This window comes from Nocardia yunnanensis (genome assembly GCF_003626895.1).
GTDB classification, from domain to species: Bacteria; Actinomycetota; Actinomycetes; order Mycobacteriales; family Mycobacteriaceae; genus Nocardia; species Nocardia yunnanensis.
Genome location: NZ_CP032568.1, coordinates 5163725 through 5185560, shown reverse-complemented (window position 1 = coordinate 5185560; position 21836 = coordinate 5163725). Strand labels below are relative to the sequence as shown.

At 67.3% G+C, this 21836-nt stretch carries 23 protein-coding genes and 1 pseudogene; 14 read left to right on the top strand and 10 right to left on the bottom strand.

The annotated features are described in order from the left end of the window. Window positions 1–24 precede the first annotated feature (24 nt). Both D7D52_RS24355 and D7D52_RS24350 read right to left on the bottom strand, forming a co-directional pair. Entirely contained in the window at window positions 25–447 is a 423-nt protein-coding gene (locus D7D52_RS24355; RefSeq protein WP_120739940.1) for a ribulose bisphosphate carboxylase small subunit, read from the bottom strand. Window positions 448–479: 32 nt separating this feature from the next. Beyond that, window positions 480–1928 carry a form I ribulose bisphosphate carboxylase large subunit gene (locus tag D7D52_RS24350; RefSeq protein WP_120739938.1) on the bottom strand — a complete coding sequence of 483 codons (1449 nt, stop codon included), beginning with the start codon at window positions 1926–1928 and terminating at the stop codon, window positions 480–482. Window positions 1929–2051: 123 nt separating this feature from the next. Between D7D52_RS24350 and D7D52_RS24345 the strand changes: the two genes are divergently transcribed. The 3 genes from D7D52_RS24345 to D7D52_RS24335 all read left to right on the top strand — a co-directional run bounded on the left by D7D52_RS24345 (window position 2052) and on the right by D7D52_RS24335 (window position 4189). Beyond that, a complete protein-coding gene (locus D7D52_RS24345; RefSeq protein ID WP_246023261.1) occupies window positions 2052–2927 on the top strand; it encodes a LysR family transcriptional regulator in 876 nt (291 codons plus the stop codon). Between the two features lie 59 nt (window positions 2928–2986). After that, window positions 2987–3424: an Imm63 family immunity protein gene (locus D7D52_RS24340; protein ID WP_120739936.1), complete on the top strand. Its 438-nt coding sequence runs from the start codon at window positions 2987–2989 to the stop codon at window positions 3422–3424. A 63-nt stretch (window positions 3425–3487) separates the two neighbouring features. After that, window positions 3488–4189: a histidine phosphatase family protein gene (locus tag D7D52_RS24335; RefSeq protein WP_162958511.1), complete on the top strand. Its 702-nt coding sequence runs from the start codon at window positions 3488–3490 to the stop codon at window positions 4187–4189. A 39-nt stretch (window positions 4190–4228) separates the two neighbouring features. On the opposite strand, the gene D7D52_RS39410 is transcribed toward D7D52_RS24335, so the two are convergent. Both D7D52_RS39410 and D7D52_RS39405 read right to left on the bottom strand, forming a co-directional pair. Then, window positions 4229–4996 carry a hypothetical protein gene (locus D7D52_RS39410; protein ID WP_246024112.1) on the bottom strand — a complete coding sequence of 256 codons (768 nt, stop codon included), beginning with the start codon at window positions 4994–4996 and terminating at the stop codon, window positions 4229–4231. A 185-nt stretch (window positions 4997–5181) separates the two neighbouring features. Then, a pseudogene (locus D7D52_RS39405) lies at window positions 5182–5625 on the bottom strand (ArnT family glycosyltransferase); the annotation flags it as partial. Between the two features lie 288 nt (window positions 5626–5913). On the opposite strand from D7D52_RS39405, the gene D7D52_RS24325 reads away from it, so the two are divergent. Both D7D52_RS24325 and D7D52_RS24320 read left to right on the top strand, forming a co-directional pair. Then, window positions 5914–7680 (top strand): MFS transporter, encoded by a 1767-nt coding sequence (locus D7D52_RS24325; RefSeq protein WP_120739932.1) that lies wholly within the window; start codon window positions 5914–5916, stop codon window positions 7678–7680. A gap of 9 nt (window positions 7681–7689) precedes the next feature. Then, complete coding sequence (locus tag D7D52_RS24320) at window positions 7690–8142, top strand: MarR family winged helix-turn-helix transcriptional regulator (RefSeq protein ID WP_120739930.1); 453 nt, start codon at window positions 7690–7692, stop codon at window positions 8140–8142. Between the two features lie 78 nt (window positions 8143–8220). Here the strand turns inward: D7D52_RS24320 and D7D52_RS39955 are convergent, their stop codons facing one another. Continuing rightward, window positions 8221–8355: a hypothetical protein gene (locus tag D7D52_RS39955; RefSeq protein WP_281279124.1), complete on the bottom strand. Its 135-nt coding sequence runs from the start codon at window positions 8353–8355 to the stop codon at window positions 8221–8223. Window positions 8356–8441: 86 nt separating this feature from the next. Here D7D52_RS39955 and D7D52_RS24315 point away from each other — a divergent pair, with 86 nt between their 5' ends. Continuing rightward, window positions 8442–9320 (top strand): patatin-like phospholipase family protein, encoded by an 879-nt coding sequence (locus tag D7D52_RS24315; RefSeq protein WP_120739928.1) that lies wholly within the window; start codon window positions 8442–8444, stop codon window positions 9318–9320. A 12-nt stretch (window positions 9321–9332) separates the two neighbouring features. On the opposite strand, the gene D7D52_RS24310 is transcribed toward D7D52_RS24315, so the two are convergent. Next, on the bottom strand, window positions 9333–9674 hold the full coding sequence (locus D7D52_RS24310; protein ID WP_120739926.1) for a hypothetical protein: 342 nt from the start codon (window positions 9672–9674) through the stop codon (window positions 9333–9335). A gap of 158 nt (window positions 9675–9832) precedes the next feature. On the opposite strand from D7D52_RS24310, the gene D7D52_RS24305 reads away from it, so the two are divergent. Further along, window positions 9833–10963 (top strand): helix-turn-helix domain-containing protein, encoded by a 1131-nt coding sequence (locus D7D52_RS24305; RefSeq protein ID WP_120739924.1) that lies wholly within the window; start codon window positions 9833–9835, stop codon window positions 10961–10963. Window positions 10964–11195: 232 nt separating this feature from the next. Here the strand turns inward: D7D52_RS24305 and D7D52_RS39950 are convergent, their stop codons facing one another. The 4 genes from D7D52_RS39950 to D7D52_RS24285 all read right to left on the bottom strand — a co-directional run bounded on the left by D7D52_RS39950 (window position 11196) and on the right by D7D52_RS24285 (window position 15584). Beyond that, a complete protein-coding gene (locus D7D52_RS39950; protein WP_120739922.1) occupies window positions 11196–12668 on the bottom strand; it encodes an FAD-binding oxidoreductase in 1473 nt (490 codons plus the stop codon). A gap of 197 nt (window positions 12669–12865) precedes the next feature. Next, window positions 12866–13687 carry a dienelactone hydrolase family protein gene (locus D7D52_RS24295; protein ID WP_222932666.1) on the bottom strand — a complete coding sequence of 274 codons (822 nt, stop codon included), beginning with the start codon at window positions 13685–13687 and terminating at the stop codon, window positions 12866–12868. Window positions 13688–13696: 9 nt separating this feature from the next. Beyond that, window positions 13697–14125 carry a CBS domain-containing protein gene (locus tag D7D52_RS24290; protein WP_120744423.1) on the bottom strand — a complete coding sequence of 143 codons (429 nt, stop codon included), beginning with the start codon at window positions 14123–14125 and terminating at the stop codon, window positions 13697–13699. A gap of 88 nt (window positions 14126–14213) precedes the next feature. Beyond that, window positions 14214–15584 carry a dihydrolipoyl dehydrogenase family protein gene (locus D7D52_RS24285; RefSeq protein WP_120739920.1) on the bottom strand — a complete coding sequence of 457 codons (1371 nt, stop codon included), beginning with the start codon at window positions 15582–15584 and terminating at the stop codon, window positions 14214–14216. 356 nt (window positions 15585–15940) lie between these two features. Between D7D52_RS24285 and D7D52_RS24280 the strand changes: the two genes are divergently transcribed. The 7 genes from D7D52_RS24280 (at window position 15941) to nuoF (ending at window position 21824) form a co-directional block, all read left to right on the top strand. Further along, window positions 15941–16363: an Rv3143 family two-component system response regulator gene (locus D7D52_RS24280; RefSeq protein ID WP_120739918.1), complete on the top strand. Its 423-nt coding sequence runs from the start codon at window positions 15941–15943 to the stop codon at window positions 16361–16363. A gap of 318 nt (window positions 16364–16681) precedes the next feature. Further along, complete coding sequence (locus D7D52_RS24275) at window positions 16682–17062, top strand: NADH-quinone oxidoreductase subunit A (protein WP_120739916.1); 381 nt, start codon at window positions 16682–16684, stop codon at window positions 17060–17062. Window positions 17063–17136: 74 nt separating this feature from the next. Then, a complete protein-coding gene (locus D7D52_RS24270) occupies window positions 17137–17691 on the top strand; it encodes a NuoB/complex I 20 kDa subunit family protein (RefSeq protein ID WP_040808330.1) in 555 nt (184 codons plus the stop codon). After that, on the top strand, window positions 17688–18446 hold the full coding sequence (locus tag D7D52_RS24265; protein ID WP_120739914.1) for an NADH-quinone oxidoreductase subunit C: 759 nt from the start codon (window positions 17688–17690) through the stop codon (window positions 18444–18446). The genes D7D52_RS24270 and D7D52_RS24265 overlap by 4 nt, the downstream gene beginning before the upstream one ends. After that, window positions 18446–19795, top strand: a complete 1350-nt coding sequence (gene nuoD, locus D7D52_RS24260; protein WP_120739912.1) for an NADH dehydrogenase (quinone) subunit D — start codon at window positions 18446–18448, stop codon at window positions 19793–19795. The genes D7D52_RS24265 and nuoD overlap by 1 nt, the downstream gene beginning before the upstream one ends. Beyond that, window positions 19792–20484 carry an NADH-quinone oxidoreductase subunit NuoE gene (gene nuoE, locus D7D52_RS24255; RefSeq protein ID WP_120739910.1) on the top strand — a complete coding sequence of 231 codons (693 nt, stop codon included), beginning with the start codon at window positions 19792–19794 and terminating at the stop codon, window positions 20482–20484. Before nuoD ends, nuoE begins: the two co-directional genes overlap by 4 nt. Next, a complete protein-coding gene (gene nuoF / locus D7D52_RS24250; RefSeq protein WP_246023260.1) occupies window positions 20481–21824 on the top strand; it encodes an NADH-quinone oxidoreductase subunit NuoF in 1344 nt (447 codons plus the stop codon). Before nuoE ends, nuoF begins: the two co-directional genes overlap by 4 nt. Window positions 21825–21836: the final 12 nt, after the last annotated feature.

The following is a 21836-nucleotide window of genomic DNA, read 5'->3' as shown; positions in this document are numbered from 1 at the left end:
ATAGCGTCCCCTTCCGAAAGGCGTTCAGCCGCCATACCTTTGGCCCGGCTGCTCGTCGAGGGCGTAGGCGTGGAAGCCGTAGTGCTGGCGGCGATCGTCGGACTCGGTGCGCTCGAGCCGGAAGCCCGGTTCGTGCGGCGGGCGCTGGACCAGGAAGCTCAGCGCCGTGGTCTGGCGGCCGTAGGAGGCGTCGTAGGCGTTGACGCGAATGTAGTGGCGCGGGAACGTGGCCCGGCAGGCGTTGATCTCGGCGAGCACCCCGTCGGGCTCGTCCAGATCGAACAGCGGGATGCCCCACATCTCCCAGTAGTTGTTGCGCGGGTGCGGGTCGTCGGTGTATTCGATCGAGACCGGCCAATTGTTCAGCAGGGCGTAGCGGACCTGGGCAGCGATCTCGGTGTCGTCGAGTTCCGGCAGGTGCGCGAAGGTGCCGTGGCGCAGATGCATAGGTGTTCCCTGTCTTCGGGCAGGACGGGTGGTCAGCGCGTGGCCGTCGGGACGGCGTCGGGGGCGTCGGTGGAGGTGTAGTCGAAGGTGACGTCACCCCAGGTCGCGAGCGCGACATCGAGCGGGCGGCAGATCTCGGCGGCGCGGCGCAGCACGTCCGGGCCCTCCTTGAGCAGATCGCGACCTTCGTTGCGCGCCTTGACGACTGCCTCGAGGGCGACCCGGTTGGCTTCCGCGCCCGCGGCGATGCCCATCGGATGGCCGATGGTGCCGCCGCCGAATTGCAGGATCACATCGTCGCCGAAAAGGTCCAGCAGCTGGTGCATCTGGCCGGCGTGAATACCGCCGGAGGCCACCGGCATGACGCCGGGCAGGCTGGCCCAATCCTGGTCGAAGAAGATGCCGTTGGCGGGATTCATCGGAATGTGGTTGTCGCGCAACGTGTCGTAGAAACCGCGCACGGTGTGCGGGTCGCCTTCCAGCTTGCCGACCACGGTGCCGGCGTGCACGTGATCGACGCCGATCAGCCGGCACCACTTGGCCAGCACCCGGAAACTCACGCCGTGCGTCTTCTGCCGGGTGAAGGTGGAATGCCCGGCCCGGTGCAGGTGCAGCAACATGCCATTGCGGCGTGCCCACTTGGCCATGGACTGCATGGCGGTGTAGCCGACCGTCAGGTCCATCATGATGATGACGCTGCCCAGCGACTTGGCGAACTCGGCGCGCTCGTACATGTCCTCCATGTCGGCGGCGGTGACATTGAGGTAATGGCCCTTCAATTCACCGGTTTCGGCAATCGCGCGGTTCACGCCCTCCATGGCGAACAGGAAACGATCACGCCAGCGCATGAACGGCTGCGAGTTGATGTTCTCGTCGTCCTTGGTGAAATCGAGGCCGCCCTTGCAGGCCTCGTACACCACGCGGCCGTAGTTGCGTGCGGAAAGCCCCAATTTCGGTTTCACGGTCGCGCCCAGCAGCGGGCGGCCGTATTTGTTCAGGTATTCGCGTTCCATAACGATTCCGTGCGCGGGACCCTGAAAGGTCTTGACATATGCGACGGGAATCCTCATGTCCTCCAGGCGTAATGCCTGCAATGGTTTGAAGCCGAAGACATTGCCGATCACCGAGGAGGTGAGATTGGTGATCGAGCCCTCCTCGAACAGGTCGAGATCGTAGGCGACGTAGGCGAAGTACTCGCCGGGACGGCCCGGCACCTCGTCGACGCGATAGCACTTGCCCTGGTAGCGGTTGTGCGCGGTGAGCCGGTCGGTCCACACGACCGTCCATGTCGCGGTGGAGGATTCGCCGGCCACGGCCGCCGACGCCTCGATCGGGTCCACGCCGCGCTGCGGGGTCACCCGGAAAACCGCCAGCACATCGGTGTCCTTGGGCTGATAGTCGGGGGCGTAGTATCCCATCGACGCGTAGGACTGCACACCCGGATCCCACCGGCCGCGCTGATCATCGTCGGATCCCGCCATCTTTCCTCCTGCGAACCGGGGTGAGCTACTTGCGATTCCCAGGATGACGGGGCCGTTAACGACAAACAATTCGATTGTTTCTGTTCTCGCTCAACCTTTTCGTCGGGTTTGCTACCGTGGAGTATGGGTACGGTGAGCGCGGTGCGCATGGAAACCTTTCTCGCCGTTGCCAAGCACTCCAGCATTCGCCGTGCCGCCGCGCAGTTGCACATCACCGAGGCGGCGGCCTCGGCGGCCGTGGCACACATCGAGAAACAACTCGGCGCGAAACTCGTCACCAAATCCGGGCGCGGTATCGCGCTCACCGAGGCCGGGCGCGTGTACGCGGACTACTGCCGCAGCATCCTGGGCCTGATGAAGGAGGCGCACGCGGCGGTGCGGGAGGCCGAGACCGGGCGGCTGCGCATCGGCGTGGTGGCGACAGCCGGGGAGTACGTGCTGTTGCGGCTGCTGGCCTCGTTCCACACCCGGTTTCCCGCCATCGAATTGGGGCTGTCGATCCAGCCGCGGGATGTGCTGTTTCTCGAATTGACCCATCACGAAACCGATCTCGTGGTCGCCGGGCGGCCGCCGCACGACACCGGGCTGGCGACCCGGGCGCGGCGGCCGTGTCAGCTGGTCGTGGTGGGTGCGCCGGCACGGTGGCCGGACCCGTGCGAAGCGACGTGGCTGTTGCGCGGCAAGGGATCCGGGACTCGCGACACCACTCTGGCCCTGTTCGATCGGCTCCAGATCCGGCCTCCCACACTGACTCTCGGCACGCACGGGGCGGCGTTGGCGGCCGCACGGGAAGGGCTGGGCATCACGCTGATTCACTCCGACGCGGTCGCGGTGGATCTCGAGGCGGGCAAACTCGAGGTGCTGACGGTCGAGGGGACGCCGCTCAATCGGCCCTGGCATGTGGTCACCACGCGGACCCCGACGCCGACTGCGCGGTTGTTCCTCTCCCACATCACCGATCCGGACCGGGTCGGCGACAAGGCGTTCCGGGGCGTCTGAACTGCGCGAACAGGACCCCGGGCATAGGAGCCAAGATCAATTTCAGGCACACTGGTGCGGTGACTTTCGACCCCGAGCTAGTCCAGCTGGCCGTCGCGCGGTGGGTCGACCGCCTCCACCGGGTCGCGCCCTGCCCCGCCGCCCACATCCCGCCCATGATCGCCGGCGACCAGGGCTTCCTGGACTTCGCCGAACCCTTCTTCCGGGTCACGCCCGAACGGCTCAGCTTCGAGGCGTGGGAGCGCGACCACCCGGTAATGGACAAATCCGCCGCCTCGCCGGAGGAGCTGTCGTTTTGGATCGTCGAGCACCTGGCCCGCCAGATCGCGCTGGACACCGTCCACCAGTACCAACCGCGGCCCGCGGGCATGGACGCCCGGCGCATCTGGTTCCCCGAATGGCATCGGCTGGTCGACGCTGTCGATGCCGAGTGGGGTAGCCGGACGCTCAGCCAGATCGACCGGATCCTCGCGGAATACCCTTACGCCGACCACTGACGGGGTGCTGGGCGTCGCTGGCCGCGAGCTTGCCGACTACCCGGTTGGGTAGGTTCGGGAACCATGGATGCACAACTGGGGCGTCGGGCATTGTTCGGTGCGACATCCGCGCTCGCGGCAGGCGCGGCACTGTCGGCCTGCGGCGGGAAGAAGCACGACAAGCCGGTGACCGCGCCGGTGTCGCCGCCCGCCTCGACGGGCACCCCACCGAACCTGATCATGATCATCCGGCACGCGGAGAAGCCGGACGGATCGGGCAAGCCCTACGGCCTGACCGCGGACGGCGACCGCGACGAGGAATCGCTGACCACTCGCGGCTGGACGCGCGCCGGGGCTCTCATCGGCCTCTTCGATCCCCGCAACGGCGACGGCTCCCCCGCAGCGCTTCGCCCCGGCCTCGCGCGGCCCGCGACCATCTTCGCGTCGAATGCGGGCGCGCACGGCAGCAAGCGTCCCGAGCAGACGGTGACACCGCTCGCGGCAGCACTGGGCTCGACGGTTGACACCCGATTCTCGAAGGGCCAGGAGGCAGAATTGGTGGCCGCCTTGGCCGGTGCGCCCGGTCCGGTGCTCATCTCCTGGCAGCACGAGAACATCGGGTCGATCATCGCCCACCTAGGCCAGGTGACACCGACACCGCCGTCCTCCTGGCCGGGCGAACGCTTCGACCTCGTGTACCTGTTCACGCGAAACGACAAGGGCTGGAACTTCGCTCAGCACACCCAGAACCTGCTCTCCGGCGACTCCGCGACACCGATCAGCTGACACGTCGAACTGTGTTGCGCCAGTTCACGATCGAATCGCTCACAAATTCCGCATGCGCGGCCATTGCGCGGACCAGTCCTGCCTCGGTCCGGTGCACGCCCACAGGGTGACGTCTCGAGTTATCCCGGGAATCCCGAGCCGATAGTCCATTCGGCCTACCGGGGAAACGCTCGCGAACCAGCGACTCAGCTGTTGCTCGTCGCTGCCGACGTACACCACCGTACGAGCGGTATCGGGCGGCGTACCGAAATACCCGAACCCACGATTCGGACTGAACACCGCCGGCAGTCCCGCCGCCTCCCGGTCATGATCGAGCGCCGCCGCCTGCACATACCACTGCGTCACGACAACGGCATCACCGCGCTGTGTGGCAGGCAGCATGCGGTAAGCGCTCACTGTCGCTGCTGTGAGTTCCGCCCAGCCACCTTCGCTGTAGACCGAAGGCCCGAGCGCGGCAGCGCGATTGGCGGCGGGCGAGAACTCGGACGCCGCACGCCACGGCGTCGTGTACACCACGGCCGCCACCACCGACACCACGACGACCGGCCCCGCGGCAATCCGCAGCCAGCGCCCACGCATCGTCGTCAACGCCACACACCCAGCCGCGATCACCATCGGATAAGCCCCGGCCCCGTATCCGGTCCGCCCGCCCCCGATCGCGAAAGCCGCCACCACCAGAAGAAACGCAACCCCCAGAAATCGGTAGGCCCGAAATCGCTCCGCCCGCAACAACTGCCAGACCCCGCACACCACAACGATCGCGCCAACCAGCCCCCACCCCTGCAACACCGACGGCACGAACCACACCGACCCACCCCACCCACCGGTCTGCCCCCGAACCACCGCCCCCATCCTCCACTGCGGCCACCCATGCCCGCCCTGCCACACCATCCCCGGCGCCGCCGCCACGAGCGCCACCCCCGCCCCCACCACAACGCCTTCCGCCGCAACAACTCTCGCGGCCCCACCCACCCCGCAGAAATAACCACCGCAACCCAAAGGACCGGCACCAGCCACTTGACCTGCACGTCCACCGCCGTCACCACCCCCGCCGCGACCAACAACCAGTCCCGCCGAGTCCGCACCCACCGCACCAGCAGCAACGTCACCACCGCCCAAAGCGCCGTGTCGATCCCATTGGTCGACAACGTCTGCGCCTGCCCCAGCACAACCACCGACGTGGCGCAGACCCCCGCCGCCAACACCTGCGCCCCACGCCCACCCCCCAACTCCCGCGCAATAGCCCCACCAACCCTAACGACCACCAGCGACGCCATCACCGCCGGAATCCGCAGTGCCCCAAACGACCTCGGCACCACCCAATCAATCCCCCGCGCCACCAACGGCACCAACGGCCCTTGATCCACATACCCGAACCCCGGCCGCTTCCCGGCAGCAATGAAATACAACTCGTCGTAGTAATACCCATACCGCATAGCAGCCACCCCAGCCACAACGGCAAAAACCACCCCCACCCCCACCACCCAACCGACCGCGAACCGCGGAGCCGCCCCAACTTCCAACCCACGTCGACCCGTGCCGACAACCACCCCTGCCACGCCGCCCGACGCTACCGCCGCAGCCCCCATCCCGCAGTCCGAGCGTTCCTGCGCATTCCCCGGTCAGCGGCGGGTTCCGGAGAGTGAGCCGACGCACAATTTCATTAGTTAGCGACATGCAACTATATTTGGGGCTGTTCGTTCGTTGATTTGCGGGAGGCTCTGATGGCTGCGGCCCCTACCACCGGTGTGGATGCCGGTGATGTCCAGACCATTCGGAGGAGGCTCCGGATCGAGCATGATCATCCGCATTACAAGTGGGTGGCGTTGTCGAATACCACGCTGGGCATGCTCATGGTGACGATCAACTCGTCGATCGTGATCATCTCGCTGCCGGACATCTTCCGGGGGATCGATCTGAATCCGCTGGCGGCGGGCAATGTGAGCTACCTGCTGTGGATGATGATGGGCTTCCTGCTCGCGTCCGCGGTGCTGGTGGTCATGTTCGGGCGGCTCGGCGACATGGTCGGGCGGGTGAAGATCTACAACTACGGGTTCGTGATCTTCACGGTGGCGGCGGTCGCGTTGTCGTTCGATCCGTTCACGCACGGCGGCGGCGCGGTGTGGCTCATCGGGTGGCGGGTGTTCCAGGGCATCGGCGGTGCGATGTTGATGGCCAATGCGGCCGCCATCCTCACCGACGCGTTCCCGGCCGAGCAGCGTGGGTTCGCGCTGGGCATCAATCAGGTTGCGGCCGTGGCGGGTTCGTTCCTGGGTCTGCTGCTGGGCGGTCTGCTCGCGCAGTGGGATTGGAAGGCCGTCTTCTGGGTGAGCGTTCCGTTCGGCATTCTCGGCACGGTGTGGTCGTATCGGTCGCTGCACGACAACGGGCAGCGCAATGCGGGCTCGCTCGACATTCCGGGCACCGTCACCTTCGCGGTCGGCCTGACCGCGCTGTTGACCGGTATCACCTATGGCATTCAGCCGTATGGGGATTCGACCACCGGCTGGTCCAACCCGTGGGTGCTGGCCGGGGTGTTCGGCGGTCTCGCGGTGCTGGTGCTGTTCTGCTGGATCGAGACCAAGGTCGAGCAGCCGATGTTCCATCTGTCGCTGCTCAAGATCCGGGCGTTCGGGCTCGGCAACCTGGCCGGCCTGATGTCGTCGCTGGGCCGCGGCGGCCTCCAGTTCATGCTGATCATCTGGCTGCAGGGCATCTGGCTGCCGCTGCACGGCTTCGACTACGAGTCCACACCGCTGTGGGCGGGCATCTACCTGCTGCCGCTGACCGTGGGATTCCTTGTGGCAGGCCCGGTTTCGGGCAAGCTGTCGGACCTCTACGGCCCGCGACTGTTCGCGACGCTGGGCATGGCGATCACCGCGATCACCTTCGTCCTGCTGGTGGTCCTGCCGGTCGACTTCTCCTACTGGGCGTTCGCGCTGATCATCGCGCTCAACGGCCTGGGCTCGGGCATGTTCGCCTCCCCCAATACCGCCGAGGTGATGTCGGCGGTGCCGGCCTCGCAGCGCGGTGTTGCCTCTGGTATGCGCGGCACCCTGCTCAATGGCGGTATGGCGCTGTCGATCGGCGTGTTCTTCTCGCTGATGATCATCGGCCTGTCCAATACGCTGCCGGGCGCGATGAATTCGGGTCTGCAGGCGCAGGGCGTGCCCGCCAACGTCGCCGGGGAGATCTCCGGCCTGCCTCCGGTCGGCAGCCTGTTCGCCGCCTTCCTGGGCGTGAACCCGATCAAGGCGCTGCTCGGCCCGACCGGCGTCCTCGACCAGCCGGGCGTGCAGAAGGACACCCTCACCGGTCAGGAGTTCTTCCCGCACTTGATCTCCGGACCGTTCCACTCGGGTCTGGTCGTGGTCTTCCTGGGCGCCGCGATTATGATGCTGATCGGCGCGGTGGCCTCCTGGTTCGCCGGTAGCCCCAAAGTTGCGGACGAGGCGGCCGAACTCCGCGAAGCCGCCCGCGAGGGAATCTGACCGGAGGAGATGACCCTGCCCGAGCCCACGAGCGTCGCCGACCCCGACCAGCTCACCGAGGCCGCCGACCTGTACCACACCATCGGCCGCCTGCTGCGCCTCTTGCGCCACTCCGGCGACATCGGGGCCCTCAGCCCCGGCGCAGCCTCGGCGTTGGCCACCGTCGCCCGCTCCGGCCCCCTCCGCCTGGGCGATCTCGCCTCCATCGAAAGAGTCAGCGCGCCAACGATGTCGCGCATAGTGACCGGCCTCGAAAAGGCCGGCTACCTCACCCGAGGCGCCGACCCCGAAGACGGCCGAGCCCAACTCCTCACCGCCACCACCGCCGCCCACGACCTGGTCACCGGCCTCACCTCCGCCCGCATCCAACGCTTCGCCGCCGCCCTCGACCACCTCACCCCCGCCCAACGCGCAGCAGTCCAATCAGGCCTCAACACCCTAATCGGCGCCCTCGACAAATAGCACTTCAAGATCAGGGAGCTCTCAGCGCGGGGATTGGGACAAAATTCCGCGCTGAGAGCTCCCTGATCTTGGTTGCGGTCAGAGTTGTGCGCGGAGGAGGTTGCCGAGTTCGGTGGAGAGCATGAGGTTGCCGGTGGGGGTGACTGCGACGGCGGTGATCGGTTCGGTGGATGCGAGTTGGCAGACGGTGCCGGTGGACGGGTCGACTCGCATGAGGCGGCCGATGCCGCCGGTGTAGAGGTCTGAGATGTAGAGGTTGCCTTCGGGGTCGAAGGTGCCGATTTCGTTAGGATCGGGGCATGGAGAGTTGCGGGGGCGATCGAGTGGCTGTTCGGTGGGCTGTGGTGCTGGGCGGGGGTGGAGTCGTAGGGGCGGCTTGGATGGCGGGGCTGGCGGCTGAATTGGGGCGGCGGGGGGTCGAGTTGGGGTCGGCCGATGTGATTGTCGGGACGTCCGCCGGGGCGATTGTGGGGGCCGCGCTTGTTGTGGGGCGGGATCTGGATTCGTTTGCCGAGGATCCGCGTCCTCCGGGCGGTGCGCAACCGCCCGTGGCCGTTGATGTCGAGTTGCTCACGGCCGCTGCTGCCGCGCTGTTCGATCGGACGGCGGAACGGGATGGCTTGCGGCGCAAGGCATGTGAGTTGGCGATGGCAAAGGAGCCGGCGCAGCCGGTGCACATCGCGCCGATGGAATGGCTGGTCGGTGGCGGCGAGTGGCCGGACGACAGGCTGCGGGTGGTCGTCGTGGACGCGGCCGGTGGCGAGCGCCAGGTCTGGCATCGCGGCAGCGGCGTGCCTTTGGCCACCGCTGTCACCGCGAGCCGTTCCTTTCCCGGACTCTTTCCACCCGTCGTCGTGGCCGACCGGTATTACATCGACGGCGCTCTGTGGTCGCCCACCAACGCCGACGTCGCCCCGGACTCGGACCTCCTGCTGGTCATCGACCCCCTGGCACACCGATTCCCGGCGGAATACCTCCAGTCCGAGCTCGCGACGACGAAGGTCACCACGCTGGTCCGCTTCGGTCCGGATGCCGCCACGATCGACGTATTCGACGCAGCCGCAACGGCTCCGGATCCCATAACCGTGTGGCCGACGGCCTTCCAGGCCGGCGTCCGCCAAGCCGACGACCTGGCGAAGCAGTTGCTCGACGCGGGTTGGCTCGCGCCGCAGCATTAACCGGCCACTCCCCTACCGCGAGCCCATATCAGCCGCACTGTCCGGCGGAATCAGCCAGCGCGCAAAAGTTTCCTCCGGACTGACGGTAATCACGTCGGCCCGCTGCACGAGATCCTCTGGTACCCGCCCATTCTCGAAATGTTCGAGCCCCGGCACGATCACCGCATCGACCCCGAGATTCCCCACCAGCACCCGCAGCCGATAGCTGGGCCGATCCGTCTCCGGCCCGAACACCGCAACCTTCCGCAGGTCATACCCCAACCGCGCCGCCAAGCTCCGAATCCGCAACTCGTCCCACTGCCGCCGCGCCCCCGACACATCCTGCCGCAGGTAACCGATCGCTCCGGGATTCATCCGAGTCCCCTCTCGTGCATCGGAAGGATTCGACGCGCTCTTCTGCGTTACCGAGGTGCCGAATCTGATGGAATGGTGCTGAGTCGACGCTACGGCCGCGTGGACCTATCGCTCCTGGATACGGTGTTGACAAGGTGTTTCCAATCGACGAGGGACGAATGGAACTTGGCTCGATATTGCGGTCCGCCCGGGAGGCGGCCGGGATCGGATTGCGCGAAATGGCGCGGCGTACGCACTTCGCGGCGTCGTACCTGAGCTTGATCGAGACTGGGCGGCGGCCGGTCACGGTGGAGGTCGTGACCGCCTATGAACGAACTCTCGGTCGTGACGCGATCGTCGGAGGGGTGGCGAACGACGACGGGCTCGCAACCCTCGAGTGGATGCGGCGAGTCTCGGGCAGCGATATCGGCAGCGGCAATCTCGAGCGTCTGGAAGCCGCCGTCGACGATCTCGCAGCGGCCTATCCGACGACCCGGCCGGATCAGCTACTGGCACAGGTCGATCAGTACCTGGGCCTGGCCGCGCGCATGATGGACGGCAAGAAGACGCTGGCCGAATACCGGCGGTTGGTGGTCGCGGTGGGCTGGATGTCGTTGTTGGCGGGCACATGCCAAATCGATCTCGGTCTGCCGTTGGCCGCCGCGGGTCGGCTCCGGCTGGCCCGTGCGATCGGTGACGAGGCCGGGCATCCGGAGATTGTCGGATGGTGCCTCGAGACATCGGCTTGGAGCCGTCTGATCGCGCGCGATTACGCAGCGGCGGTGGAACTTTCGCGCGCCGCGCAAGCTGTCGCACCGGACACCTCATCGGCACACATCCAAGCGACCGCCCAGGAGGGTCGGGCGCTGGCGCGGCTGGGCGATCGCGGCGGCACCTATGATGCGTTGCGACGCGTCGCCCGCCTCGTCGCCGGGCTGCGGACGCCGGATCGCCCCGAGCACCACTTCCGATACGACCCAGCGAAATCCGACTCCTACGTAGCCACCACGCTGGCCTGGCTGGGCGACCCAGCCGCGGAGACCTACGCACGGCACGTCCTCACCGAACTCGTCGGCAGCGCCCGAACGCGGCCCCGTCGAATCGCCACCGCCAATATCGATCTCGGCCTGGCGCTGGTGGCGGCCGACAAGCCCGACGAGGCGGCTGACGTCACGCTCACCGCCGTGACCTCGGGCCGCCTTGTCCCATCGAACTTCTGGCGCGTCACGGAGGTGGTCACCGGCATCGAACGCCGCGACCCGCCGGACGCCGCCGGCATCCGAGAAGCCCTTCGCGACCTCTATCGGTAGTCGCGAGCTGGGCCGCGAGAGCCGTTGGCGTTCACGCTGTTTCGGCCAGGCCCTGCTGGAAGCCTTCGTAGTTGACGCCCAGCTCGCCCAGGCGGCGTTGGCGGAGAGCAGGCTCTCCACTCCGCAACTGGCGCGGGTTCGAGGACCATATGGATCCGGTTGCGGGGTCTACTTGAGGGTGCGTGGGGCTGCGGGCGGGGTGACAAGAGCGGGCTGCGGCACCGCGAGCTGGCTAGGGGTTGAGGACTGTGTGGATTAGGTTGTGGGGGTCTACTTGGGTGCGGAGGGCCGCAAGGCGGGGGTGGTTGGGGCCGTAGTAGCGGGAGAGGGGGTCGCCGGGTTCGAGGTAGTTGATGTAGGCGCCGGCGGAGTGGGGGGCCAGGGCGGTGTGGGCGTCGGTGATGTAGGCGAGGGCGGAGTCGTGCGGGATGGGTTCGTAGGCGCCCCATTCGATCATGGCGGCGTGGGTGCGCCAGGGGTAGGCGGTGGCGGTGGGTGGCAGGTCGCGCAGGGCGCCGTCGAGGGTGTTGATCTGGACCCAGCCGGTGCCGCCGACGCTGGAGTAGCGGGTGAGGGCGGCGACGACGCCGGTGACGGTGTCGGGGGTGAGGGTGGAGACGATGTCGGAGCCGTTGGTGAAGGCGGCGCGGGGTTGGTCGGCGGTGCCGCCGGCGAGGTAGAGGACGGTGTCCATGTGGGAGAGGGTGCGCGGGTCGGTGGTCAGCGGGGGGATGCCGATGGCGTCGACGAGTGCGGCCGTGACGGTTTCGGCGGTGCCTTCCGCGCAGACCAGCTGCATCCAGCAGTGCAGGCCGCCCTCGCCGTCGGCGTCGAGGCTGACGTCGGCCCACTGCTCGCGCGGGGCGTCGCGCAGCCACTGCTGCCAGCCGTTGACGACCTGTTCCGCCTGTTCGCCCGAGAAGGTCAGGCGCACCACGTCTTTCGTCAACGCCGGAATCGTCTCGAACGTGAACGAGGTGACGATCCCGAACAGCGGCCCGCCGCCCCGCAACGCCCAGAACAGATCGGGCCGCTCGGTCGCCGTCACCTCGGTGATGCTCCCGTCGGGCAGCACGAGCGTCGCCGCGAGGAGCCGGTCACACGTCAATCCGTGTGCGCGCGAATCGTATCCGTAGCCGCCGCCCAGGGTGAGCCCCGCGATGCCGACGCTGGGGCACATCCCGGTGGGCAGGCTCTGCCCGGTCCGATCGAGCTCCTGATACACCTCGTAGAGCGTGTGCCCCGGCGCGACGACGGCCTGCCCGGCCGAGGCTTGCACGCCCCGCAACCCCCGCACATCGACGATCACCGTGCCCGAGGCCGTGGACAGTCCGGCATAGGAGTGCCCGCCCGCCCGCGCCGCCACCTTCAGCTCGTTCTCGGCCGCGAAGCCGAACACGGTCGCCACATCGTCGGCGGAGGCGACCTGCACGATGGCCGTGGGCATCTCGCCGTCGAACCGCGTATTGAAAACTTCCTTGGCCGCCGGATATCCCGGATCCCCGGGCAGGATCACCCGCCCGCGCAGCTTGTTCTGCAGTCCACGCCAGCGCGCCCCGCTGCCCACGGTCCCGGAGACGGTCGGAACGCTGGACGGATTGCCGGACAATTCCGCCCCGGACGCCACATCCGAGGTCGCCACCCGCACGGCCCCGGCCGCCCCGACCCCGGCGACCACGACCCCCAGCGCACCCCGCAGAAACATCCCGCGGCTGATGGGCCCCCTCACCACGAACCCCGAAACCCACCCGAAACCCGATGCGCCGACCGAAGATTCGTTCTGGACAACACAGCTCGCGACCTACCCATCCCCATCGGACAACACCTCATCAACCGATCATGATTCACCCTCGGATCGCCCGAGAGAAAATCGGCAGGAGTGTCCGACTCGGGTGCGGTGCGTCAGGCCGGATGGAGCCGGTCGCGCAGATACGCCAGAATCTCGTCGCGCGCCTGAATGGTGGGGTGGCCGTCCTCGTCGACGAGGTGCGCGGTGACGACACTGTGCGGGGTCTGCACGATCTGCGCGAAGAACGGCGGCGGCGTCGGATTCGCGTGCTCACCGGAGAGCACCCGCCCGTCGAACCGGTCGCCGAGCAACTGCGTATACGCGGCGAAACGCTGTCCGGTGCACCATTTGTCGTTGTCGAACCGATAGGCGAGCGCGCGCAGATCGTCACGCTCGAAACGCTCCGCGATCGCGGTCGCGTCCTCGGGCGACAGCTCGAGCCCGGCCGGATCGTCGAGCGGCAGCGAGGGATGATTGATCACCGGCGCGATGACCGCCGGTTCGAGCGTCATGGTCAACGCGAAGTTCCCGGTGAAGCACATCCCGACCGCACCCACGCCCGGCCCGGCCGATTCGCCATGCGCGAGTCGAGCCAGCGCCCGCAACCACACGGCAACCGGACTGGTCCCGCCCCCGGCGAAGGCCCGGAACTCCTTGCTGACACACGCCTTCCGCGAGACCCGGTCCCCCAGTTCCGCGGTCGGATACGCCCCATCGACCCCGAACAGCGACGGCACGTAGACGGTGAACCCGGCGTCGCGGACCCAGCGCGCGAACCGCAGCACATCCGGGCTGATGCCGGGCATTTCCGGCATGACGATCACCGCCGGCCCGGCCCCTGCGACGTACACGGTCTTGTCGTCGCCTTCGAGGCTGATCACTCGCGCGGTGAAATCGGCGAGAGTGTCCTCGGGCGTTGATATTTCGGATTCCACAGTGGGATGTTAACCGTGGAGGTAGCGCACCAGCGCCTCTCGCTCGGTCTCCAGCTCGGAGATCTGGCTTTTGACCACGTCGCCGATGCTGACGATGCCGACCATCCGCCCGTCCCGCACCACCGGCAGATGCCGGATGCGATGTTCGGTCATGGTGGCGTTGAGGGTTTCGACATCGTCGTCGGGCCGGCAGGTGTGCACGGCCGCGGTCATGATCGAGGACACCGGCTCGTCGAGCAGGGCCGCGCCCCTCGTATGCAGGCGGCGCACCACATCTCGTTCCGAGGCGATGCCGGATAGCGCGACGCCGTCGGCCGAGACGATCACCGCGCCCACATTGTGTGCCGACAGCACTGCCAGCAGTTCGCGCACCGTGGCATCCGGTGCAATCGTGACGACGCCGCTGCCCTTACGGCGCAGAATTTCCGAGATTCGCATGCCCACCGCCCAACGCTCGGGACTATCTACGGCTATCAGAATGACCCCGATGCCCGAGCGTGACCAGCAACGATTTACGCCCCGATGCCTAACTTCCGGTGAGGGAATCGAGCGCGGATTCGACGGCGCGATGGAAGGTCGGGTAGGCGAGGATCATCTGCCGCAACGTCGCGGTCGGGACTTCGGCATGCACGGCGACAGCCAGCGCGCTCAATACTTCGCCGCCCTGCGGCCCCGCCGAGGTCGCGCCGACGAGCACCCCGCGTGCGGCGTCCTCGACGACTTTGATGAACCCGTCGTTGTCCGTTTTGTGGATCCAACCACGTACGGAGGCGGGCACTTCGGTGTATCCGATCCGGACGTTCAGCCCGGCGGCGCGGGCCTGCTCCTCTGTCATACCGACCGCCCCGATCTCCGGATCGGTGAAGGTCACGCGTGGTACCGCATGGTAGGCGGCGACCTCGTCGCCGTCGCCGAGAATGTCCTGCGCCGCGATGCGCGCCTGATACATCGACACGTGCGTGAACGCCCCGGCTCCGGTGACGTCTCCGATGGCCCACACGCCGTCGGCGGCTCGCATCCGGTTGTCCACGGGGATTGACTTCGCGTTCTCGTCGAGTCCGACCGCCCCGATTCCCAACGCCGCCAGATCGGTCCGACGTCCCGTCGCAACCAGCAGCCGTGCCGCCCGCACGGTCTCGCCACTGTCGAGTTCGAGCGCGAACTCCTGCCCGTCGTAGCGCACCGCCGTTCCATGCGCACCGCTGCGCACCTCGATGCCCTCGCGCGCGAACACGTCCGCCAGCAACCGTCCGGCTTCCGGCTCGTCTCGCGGCACCAGCCGTCCCACGACGGTCACCCGCGCCCCGAACCGCGCGAAGATCTGCGCGAATTCCACACCGACCGGTCCGCCGCCGAGCACGATCAACGACTCCGGCACCTCGGTAGCGGGCACCGCGTCCCGATTGGTCCAGTACGGCGTGCCTTCCAGCCCGTCCAGCGACGGAATCGCCGGAGCCGTCCCCGGATTCAGCACGATCGCCCGCCCGGCGGCGAACACTCGCTCGCCGTCGCCGGTCGCCACCGTCACCTCACCGGGAGCGCTGATCCGCCCCCAGCCGCGCACGAAGCGCCCGCCCGCCTTCTCGAAGCGCTCCACCGCCGCCGCATCGTCCCAATCGTCGGTCGCCTCGTCGCGGATCCGGGCCGCCACCGGCCCCCAATCCGGCTGCACCGCCGCGGTTCCCGCGAGTTCGCCGACCCGCCGCGCCTCGGCCAGCGCACCCGCGGCCCGCACCATCATCTTGGTGGGAACACAGGCGTAGTAGGGGCATTCGCCGCCGACCAGCCGCCCCTCGACACCCACCACCGACAGTCCGGCCTTCGCCAGCCGGGTGGCGACGTCCTCACCGCCGGGGCCCATCCCGACCACCACGACGTCCACGGATTCGGCAGGCATGCGCTCTCCTTCACTCGATGAACCTCCGACGCTAGCCGGTGGCAGTCGCCGCAGGTTTGCGCGCCATGCCGACATCGCCGCATCACTCGGCTGGAAGCCCGGTTTCGCCACGGTGTTCCAGAACCATGCGCGGCGTCGGACCCGGGAGGCCGCGTCACCGCGAGATTCAGGACCGGATGATCGGGTGAGTCATGCCCGAATGGTCGCCTCGCCATGTCATCTCCCCTCGTCCGCGGGACCCTACCGGACGCGGCTCACCGATAACCCCGCATCACCGTGTTGTGCGACAGGCGAATCCGCGACGCGCGCGCGAGTTCGGGCGAAGCTGCCCCGCGCGCCCCCACCAGGCACGTAGCATGCGGAACGTGGCCGCCGATGCGAAACGTCCCGCCGCCGTGCGGGTCCTCGTCTACAGCAATGATGCCGATACCCGCAGCCAGATCATGGTGGCGCTGGGCAGACGACCGCACCCGGACCTGCCGCCCATCGAGTATCACGAGGTGGCGACCGGGCCGGTCGTGGTCGAGCGCATGGACGCCGGCGGCCTGGATCTGCTGATCCTCGACGGCGAATCGGCCCCCACGGGCGGGCTCGGCCTGGCCAAGCAGCTCAAGGACGAAATCGCCGACTGCCCACCGATTGTGGTGGTGACCGGTCGCCCCGACGATGCCTGGCTGGCGAACTGGTCGCGGGCCGAGGCCGCGGTCTCGCATCCCATCGACCCGATCCGCCTCACCGACGCCGTGCTCGGTGTGCTCGGTAATAGCTTCGCGGCCTGAATCCCGCCGCCGCGCGGCTCGTCCGCCAAAGCTCTCCGGCCTGATCTTCGGCCGATCTCGCACCGCGCTGTGATCAGCGCGTTTCCCTGTCACGTGACATCCGCGATTGCGTCGATTCGGTCATAAAAGACCGTTCCGAATTCGATCAAACGCAATCGCGAATCGTCATGTATCTTCTGGTCCGGGTTGTAATCTGTGCCGTAGCTCACACGAGCGCGGGCTCCGGTATCAATGACATCGGTATCAACGACGCCGCCGCCTCACTCGCTGCTGCCATCCGTCATGCGTTGTCCAGCTCGCAGGAGGGGTAGTTCTGTTGTGAACATAGAAGTGCCGACCCTTGTCCTCGGCGCGGTCGCCGCCGCGTTCGGGGTGTTCTCGATTTTCCTGGCGGCCCTCATCGGCCCCAAACGCTACAACCGGGCCAAGCTCGAAGCCTATGAGTGCGGTATCGAACCGACCCCGCACGCCGTCGGCGGCGGGCCGGGAAATGCTGCCGGCCAACGCTTTCCGGTGAAGTACTACCTCACCGCCATGCTGTTCATCATCTTCGACATCGAGATCGTGTTCCTCTACCCGTGGGCCGTGCACTTCGATGCGCTCGGAGTGTTCGGACTGGCGGCGATGGCGTTGTTCGTCTTCAACGTCTCGGTCGCCTACGCCTACGAATGGCGGCGTGGCGGGCTCAGCTGGGATTGATTGGCGCGCAAGCCAATTCACACAAGACGCCGCGCACTGTCCGGGGCGTCCCGATCCGGGAGATGTAGTCCGACATGGGTCTCGAGGAGAAACTGCCCAGCGGCTTTCTGCTGAGCACGGTGGAAGATTTGGCCGGCTATCTGCGCAAGAGTTCGCTGTGGCCGGCGACGTTCGGCTTGGCGTGCTGCGCGATCGAGATGATGGCCACGGGTGGCGGGCGATTCGATATCGCCCGCTTCGGTATGGAGGCGTTCCGCGCCTCCCCCCGCCAGGCCGATCTGATGATCGTGGCGGGCCGGGTGAGCCAGAAGATGGCCCCGGTGCTGCGCCAGGTCTACGACCAGATGACCGAACCGAAATGGGTGCTGGCCATGGGCGTCTGCGCATCCTCGGGCGGCATGTTCAACAACTACGCCATCGTGCAGGGCGTCGACCACATCGTGCCGGTCGACATCTACCTGCCCGGCTGCCCCCCGCGGCCGGAGATGCTGTTGAACGCGATCCTGAAGCTGCACGAGAAGATTCAGGAGATGCCGCTCGGCGTCAACCGCGAAGAAGCCGTGCGCGCCGCCGAGGCCGCCGCGCTCGCCAGCACCCCGACCATTCAGCTGAAGGGGCTGCTGCGATGACCTTCGATGCACCCGCCGGCACGGAAAGCCCACCGGAGGCGGCCGTGGAACCTGACGAAAACACCCAGGCGACAACCGAATCCGCCGAGCCGCCAGCGCCCGCCGACGAAGTGATCGGCGTGCGCACCGGCATGTTCGGGGTCAAGGGCACCGGCGACACCTCCGGCTACGGCCGGTTGGTGCGCACCATCAACATGCCCGGCTCCACGCCTCCGCCCTACGGCCCCGTCTTCGACGAGATCATCGCGCACCTGCGCCTGGCGCTGGCCAAGGGATTCGAGGAGGCGATCGAGAAGATCGTCGTCTTCCGGGGTGAGCTGACCCTGCACGTGCGCCGTGAGCATCTGGTGCGGGTGGCGAAGACGTTGCGCGACAACGAAGCCCTGCGGTTCGAGCTGTGCCTGGGGGTGAGCGGGGCGCACTACCCCGAGGACACCGGGCGCGAACTGCACGCGCTGTATCACCTGAACTCCATCACCCACAACCGCCGGGTGCGGCTGGAAGTGTCTGCGCCGGACGCGGATCCGCACATTCCGTCGCTGTATTCGGTCTACCCGACCAACGACTGGCACGAGCGGGAGACCTACGACTTCTTCGGCATCCTGTTCGACGGTCACCCCTCGCTGACCCGTATCGCCATGCCCGACGACTGGCGTGGCCACCCGCAGCGCAAGGACTATCCGCTCGGCGGAATCCCGGTCGAATACAAGGGCGCGCGCATCCCGCCGCCCGATGAGCGGAGGTCGTACTCCTGATGAACGACATCGGCATCTTTGAAAATGAACCGAGCAAGTCCCAGCCCGCCACCGCGGAACGCCCCGAACGCGCGGTCACCGTGGTCGGCAACGACTGGGACGAGATTCGCAATGCCCTCGACGGGGCCGCCGAGGAACGCATCGTCGTGAACATGGGACCGCAGCACCCCTCCACCCACGGGGTGCTGCGGCTCATTCTCGAAATCGAGGGCGAAACCGTCACCGAGGCCCGCTGCGGCATCGGCTATCTGCACACCGGCATCGAGAAGAACCTCGAATACCGGCCGTGGGTGCAGGGCACGACCTTCGTCACCCGCATGGACTACCTGTCGCCGTTCTTCAACGAGACGGCGTACTGCCTGGGCGTGGAACGGCTGCTCGACATCACCGACGATATTCCCGAGCGCGCCAACGTCATTCGCGTCATGCTCATGGAACTCAACCGCATCTCCTCGCACCTGGTGGCGCTGGCCACCGGCGGCATGGAACTGGGGGCGCTGACCCCGATGCTGTTCGGCTTCCGCGAACGCGAACTGATCCTGGACGTGTTCGAGACCATCACCGGTCTGCGCATGAACCACGCCTACATCCGCCCCGGCGGCGTCGCCCAGGACCTCCCGGACGACGGCGTGCAGAAGGTCCGCGAACTGCTGGACCTGCTGCCCAAACGCCTGCGCGATATGGAACTGCTGCTCAACGAGAACCCCATCTGGAAGGCCCGCACCCGCAATGTCGGCTACCTGGATCTGACCGGCTGCATGGCGCTCGGCATCACCGGACCGGTGCTGCGCGCCACCGGCCTGCCGCACGATCTGCGCAAGTCCCAGCCGTACTGCGGTTACGAGAACTACGAATTCGACGTGCAGGTCGACACCGGCTGCGACTGCTACGGCCGCTACCTCATCCGCGTTAACGAGATGAAGGAATCGGTCAAGATCGTCGAGCAGTGCCTCGACAAGCTGCGGCCGGGCCCGGTCATGGTGGAGGACAAGAAAATTGCATGGCCTGCCGATTTGCAGCTCGGGCCGGACGGGCTCGGCAACTCCCCCGCGCACATCGGCAAGATCATGGGCACCTCCATGGAAGCGCTCATCCACCACTTCAAACTGGTGACCGAGGGCCTGCGGGTGCCGCCCGGCCAGGTATACGTGGCCGTCGAGTCGCCGCGCGGCGAGCTGGGCGTGCACATGGTCAGCGACGGCGGCACCCGGCCGTATCGGGTCCACTACCGCGACCCGTCGTTCACGAATCTGCAAGCGGTGGCGGCCATGTGCGAGGGCGGCCTGGTGGCCGACGTGATCGCCTCGGTCGCCTCCATCGACCCGGTGATGGGTGGTGTCGACCGATGACCGAGATCCTGCTCAACCTGACCACGCGGCCCATCCCCTATCCGGAGCAGGTGCGCGACCGGCTGCACGTCGAGGCTCAGGAGATCATCGAGCGCTATCCGCATTCGCGTTCGGCACTGCTTCCCCTTTTGCACCTCGTGCAATCGGTGGAGGGGTACGTCTCGGGCACCGGCATCGAATTCTGCGCCGAGCAGCTGGGATTGACCGACGCCGAGGTCACCGCGGTGGCGACGTTCTATTCGATGTACCGGCGCCTGCCGACCGGTGACTATCACGTCGGCGTCTGCACCAACACCCTGTGTGCGGTGATGGGCGGCGATCAGATCCTCGCGGAACTCAAGCAGCACTTGGGGATCAAGCACGGGGAGACCACCGCCGACGGCGCGGTCACCCTCGAGCACATCGAATGCAACGCCGCCTGCGACTACGCGCCGGTGGTGATGGTCAACTGGGAGTTCTTCGACAACCAGACCCCGGAATCGGCCAAGGGCCTGGTGGATTCGCTGCGCCGCGGCGAACAGGTCACCGGGTCGCGCAGCGGCATCCCGCTGTGCACCTTCCGGGAGACCGCCCGCATTCTGGCCGGTTACGAGGATCAGCGTCCCGGCGCCACCGACGGCGCCGCCGGGCCCGCCACCCTCGCCGGTCTGCATGTCGCCGAACAGGATTCGACCGGAGGCGCTCAGTGACGAACGGCCATACCTCCCAACGGCCTGCTCTGACACCCGTCCTCTCGAAACACTGGGCGGATCCCGAGGGCTGGACCCTGGCGGCCTACCGCCGCCAGGGCGGCTACCAGGCGCTGCCCAAGGCGCTGCGCATGCAGCCCGACGAGGTCATCGCGACCGTCAAGGACTCCGGTCTGCGCGGTCGCGGCGGCGCGGGCTTCCCGACGGGCATGAAATGGGGTTTCATCCCACAGGGTCCCGGGCCCGACGGCGCGCCGGTCAAGCCGCACTACCTGGTGGTCAATGCCGACGAGTCGGAACCCGGGACATGCAAGGACATTCCGCTCATGCTGGCGACGCCGCACACCCTCATCGAGGGGGTCATCATCGCCGCCTACGCCATTCGCGCCTCGCACGCCTTCATCTACGTGCGGGGCGAAGTCGTGAATGTGCTGCGCCGGTTGCAGGCCGCGGTCGGGCAGGCGTACGCCGCGGGCTATCTCGGCACGAACATCCAGGGCTCCGGTTTCGATCTGGAGATCGTGGTGCACGCCGGGGCGGGCGCGTACATCTGCGGTGAGGAGACCGCGCTGCTGGATTCCCTGGAGGGCCGGCGCGGTCAGCCGCGGCTGCGTCCGCCGTTCCCGGCCGTGGCGGGCCTCTACGCCTGCCCGACCGTGGTCAACAATGTGGAATCCATTGCGTCCGTGCCGTCCATCATCGCCAATGGCGTGGAGTGGTTCCGGTCCTTCGGCACCGAGAAATCGCCGGGGTTCACCCTGTACTCGCTGTCGGGTCACGTGACCCGACCGGGTCAGTACGAAGCGCCCCTGGGAATCACGTTGCGGGAGTTGCTGACCTACGCGGGCGGCGTCCGCAAGGGCCACACCTTGAAGTTCTGGACCCCGGGCGGCTCGTCCACCCCGATCTTCACCGACGAGCACCTCGATGTCGCTCTCGACTACGAAGGCGTGTCGGCGGCGGGCTCCATGCTCGGCACCAAGGCGCTGCAGATCTTCGACGACACCACATGTGTCGTGCGCGCAGTACTGCGCTGGACCGAGTTCTACGCGCACGAATCGTGTGGCAAGTGCACGCCGTGCCGAGAGGGCACCTACTGGCTGGTCCAGCTGCTGCAGCGGCTGGAGAACGGCCAGGGCCACGAGACCGATCTGGACAAGCTCGCCGATATCGCCGACAACATCAACGGCAAATCGTTCTGCGCGTTGGGTGACGGTGCGGCCAGCCCGATCTTCTCCTCTCTCAAATACTTCCGCGACGAGTACGCCGAGCACATCCGCCTCGGCGCCTGCCCGTTCGATCCGGCCCGGTCCACCTTCTGGGCTGAAGGAGCGCGTTAACGCCTCCCCCGC

Coding starts and splice junctions, on each gene's coding strand:
- D7D52_RS24355 (WP_120739940.1), bottom strand. CDS start 447: ATGCATCTGCGCCACGGCACCTTCGCGCACCTGCCGGAACTCGACGAC.
- D7D52_RS24350 (WP_120739938.1), bottom strand. CDS start 1,928: ATGGCGGGATCCGACGATGATCAGCGCGGCCGGTGGGATCCGGGTGTG.
- D7D52_RS24345 (WP_246023261.1), top strand. CDS start 2,052: ATGGGTACGGTGAGCGCGGTGCGCATGGAAACCTTTCTCGCCGTTGCC.
- D7D52_RS24335 (WP_162958511.1), top strand. CDS start 3,488: ATGGATGCACAACTGGGGCGTCGGGCATTGTTCGGTGCGACATCCGCG.
- D7D52_RS24325 (WP_120739932.1), top strand. CDS start 5,914: ATGGCTGCGGCCCCTACCACCGGTGTGGATGCCGGTGATGTCCAGACC.
- D7D52_RS24320 (WP_120739930.1), top strand. CDS start 7,690: ATGACCCTGCCCGAGCCCACGAGCGTCGCCGACCCCGACCAGCTCACC.
- D7D52_RS39955 (WP_281279124.1), bottom strand. CDS start 8,355: ATGCGAGTCGACCCGTCCACCGGCACCGTCTGCCAACTCGCATCCACC.
- D7D52_RS24315 (WP_120739928.1), top strand. CDS start 8,442: ATGGAGAGTTGCGGGGGCGATCGAGTGGCTGTTCGGTGGGCTGTGGTG.
- D7D52_RS24310 (WP_120739926.1), bottom strand. CDS start 9,674: ATGAATCCCGGAGCGATCGGTTACCTGCGGCAGGATGTGTCGGGGGCG.
- D7D52_RS24305 (WP_120739924.1), top strand. CDS start 9,833: ATGGAACTTGGCTCGATATTGCGGTCCGCCCGGGAGGCGGCCGGGATC.
- D7D52_RS39950 (WP_120739922.1), bottom strand. CDS start 12,668: ATGTTTCTGCGGGGTGCGCTGGGGGTCGTGGTCGCCGGGGTCGGGGCG.
- D7D52_RS24290 (WP_120744423.1), bottom strand. CDS start 14,125: ATGCGAATCTCGGAAATTCTGCGCCGTAAGGGCAGCGGCGTCGTCACG.
- D7D52_RS24285 (WP_120739920.1), bottom strand. CDS start 15,584: ATGCCTGCCGAATCCGTGGACGTCGTGGTGGTCGGGATGGGCCCCGGC.
- D7D52_RS24280 (WP_120739918.1), top strand. CDS start 15,941: ATGCGGAACGTGGCCGCCGATGCGAAACGTCCCGCCGCCGTGCGGGTC.
- D7D52_RS24270 (WP_040808330.1), top strand. CDS start 17,137: ATGGGTCTCGAGGAGAAACTGCCCAGCGGCTTTCTGCTGAGCACGGTG.
- D7D52_RS24265 (WP_120739914.1), top strand. CDS start 17,688: ATGACCTTCGATGCACCCGCCGGCACGGAAAGCCCACCGGAGGCGGCC.
- nuoD (WP_120739912.1), top strand. CDS start 18,446: ATGAACGACATCGGCATCTTTGAAAATGAACCGAGCAAGTCCCAGCCC.
- nuoE (WP_120739910.1), top strand. CDS start 19,792: ATGACCGAGATCCTGCTCAACCTGACCACGCGGCCCATCCCCTATCCG.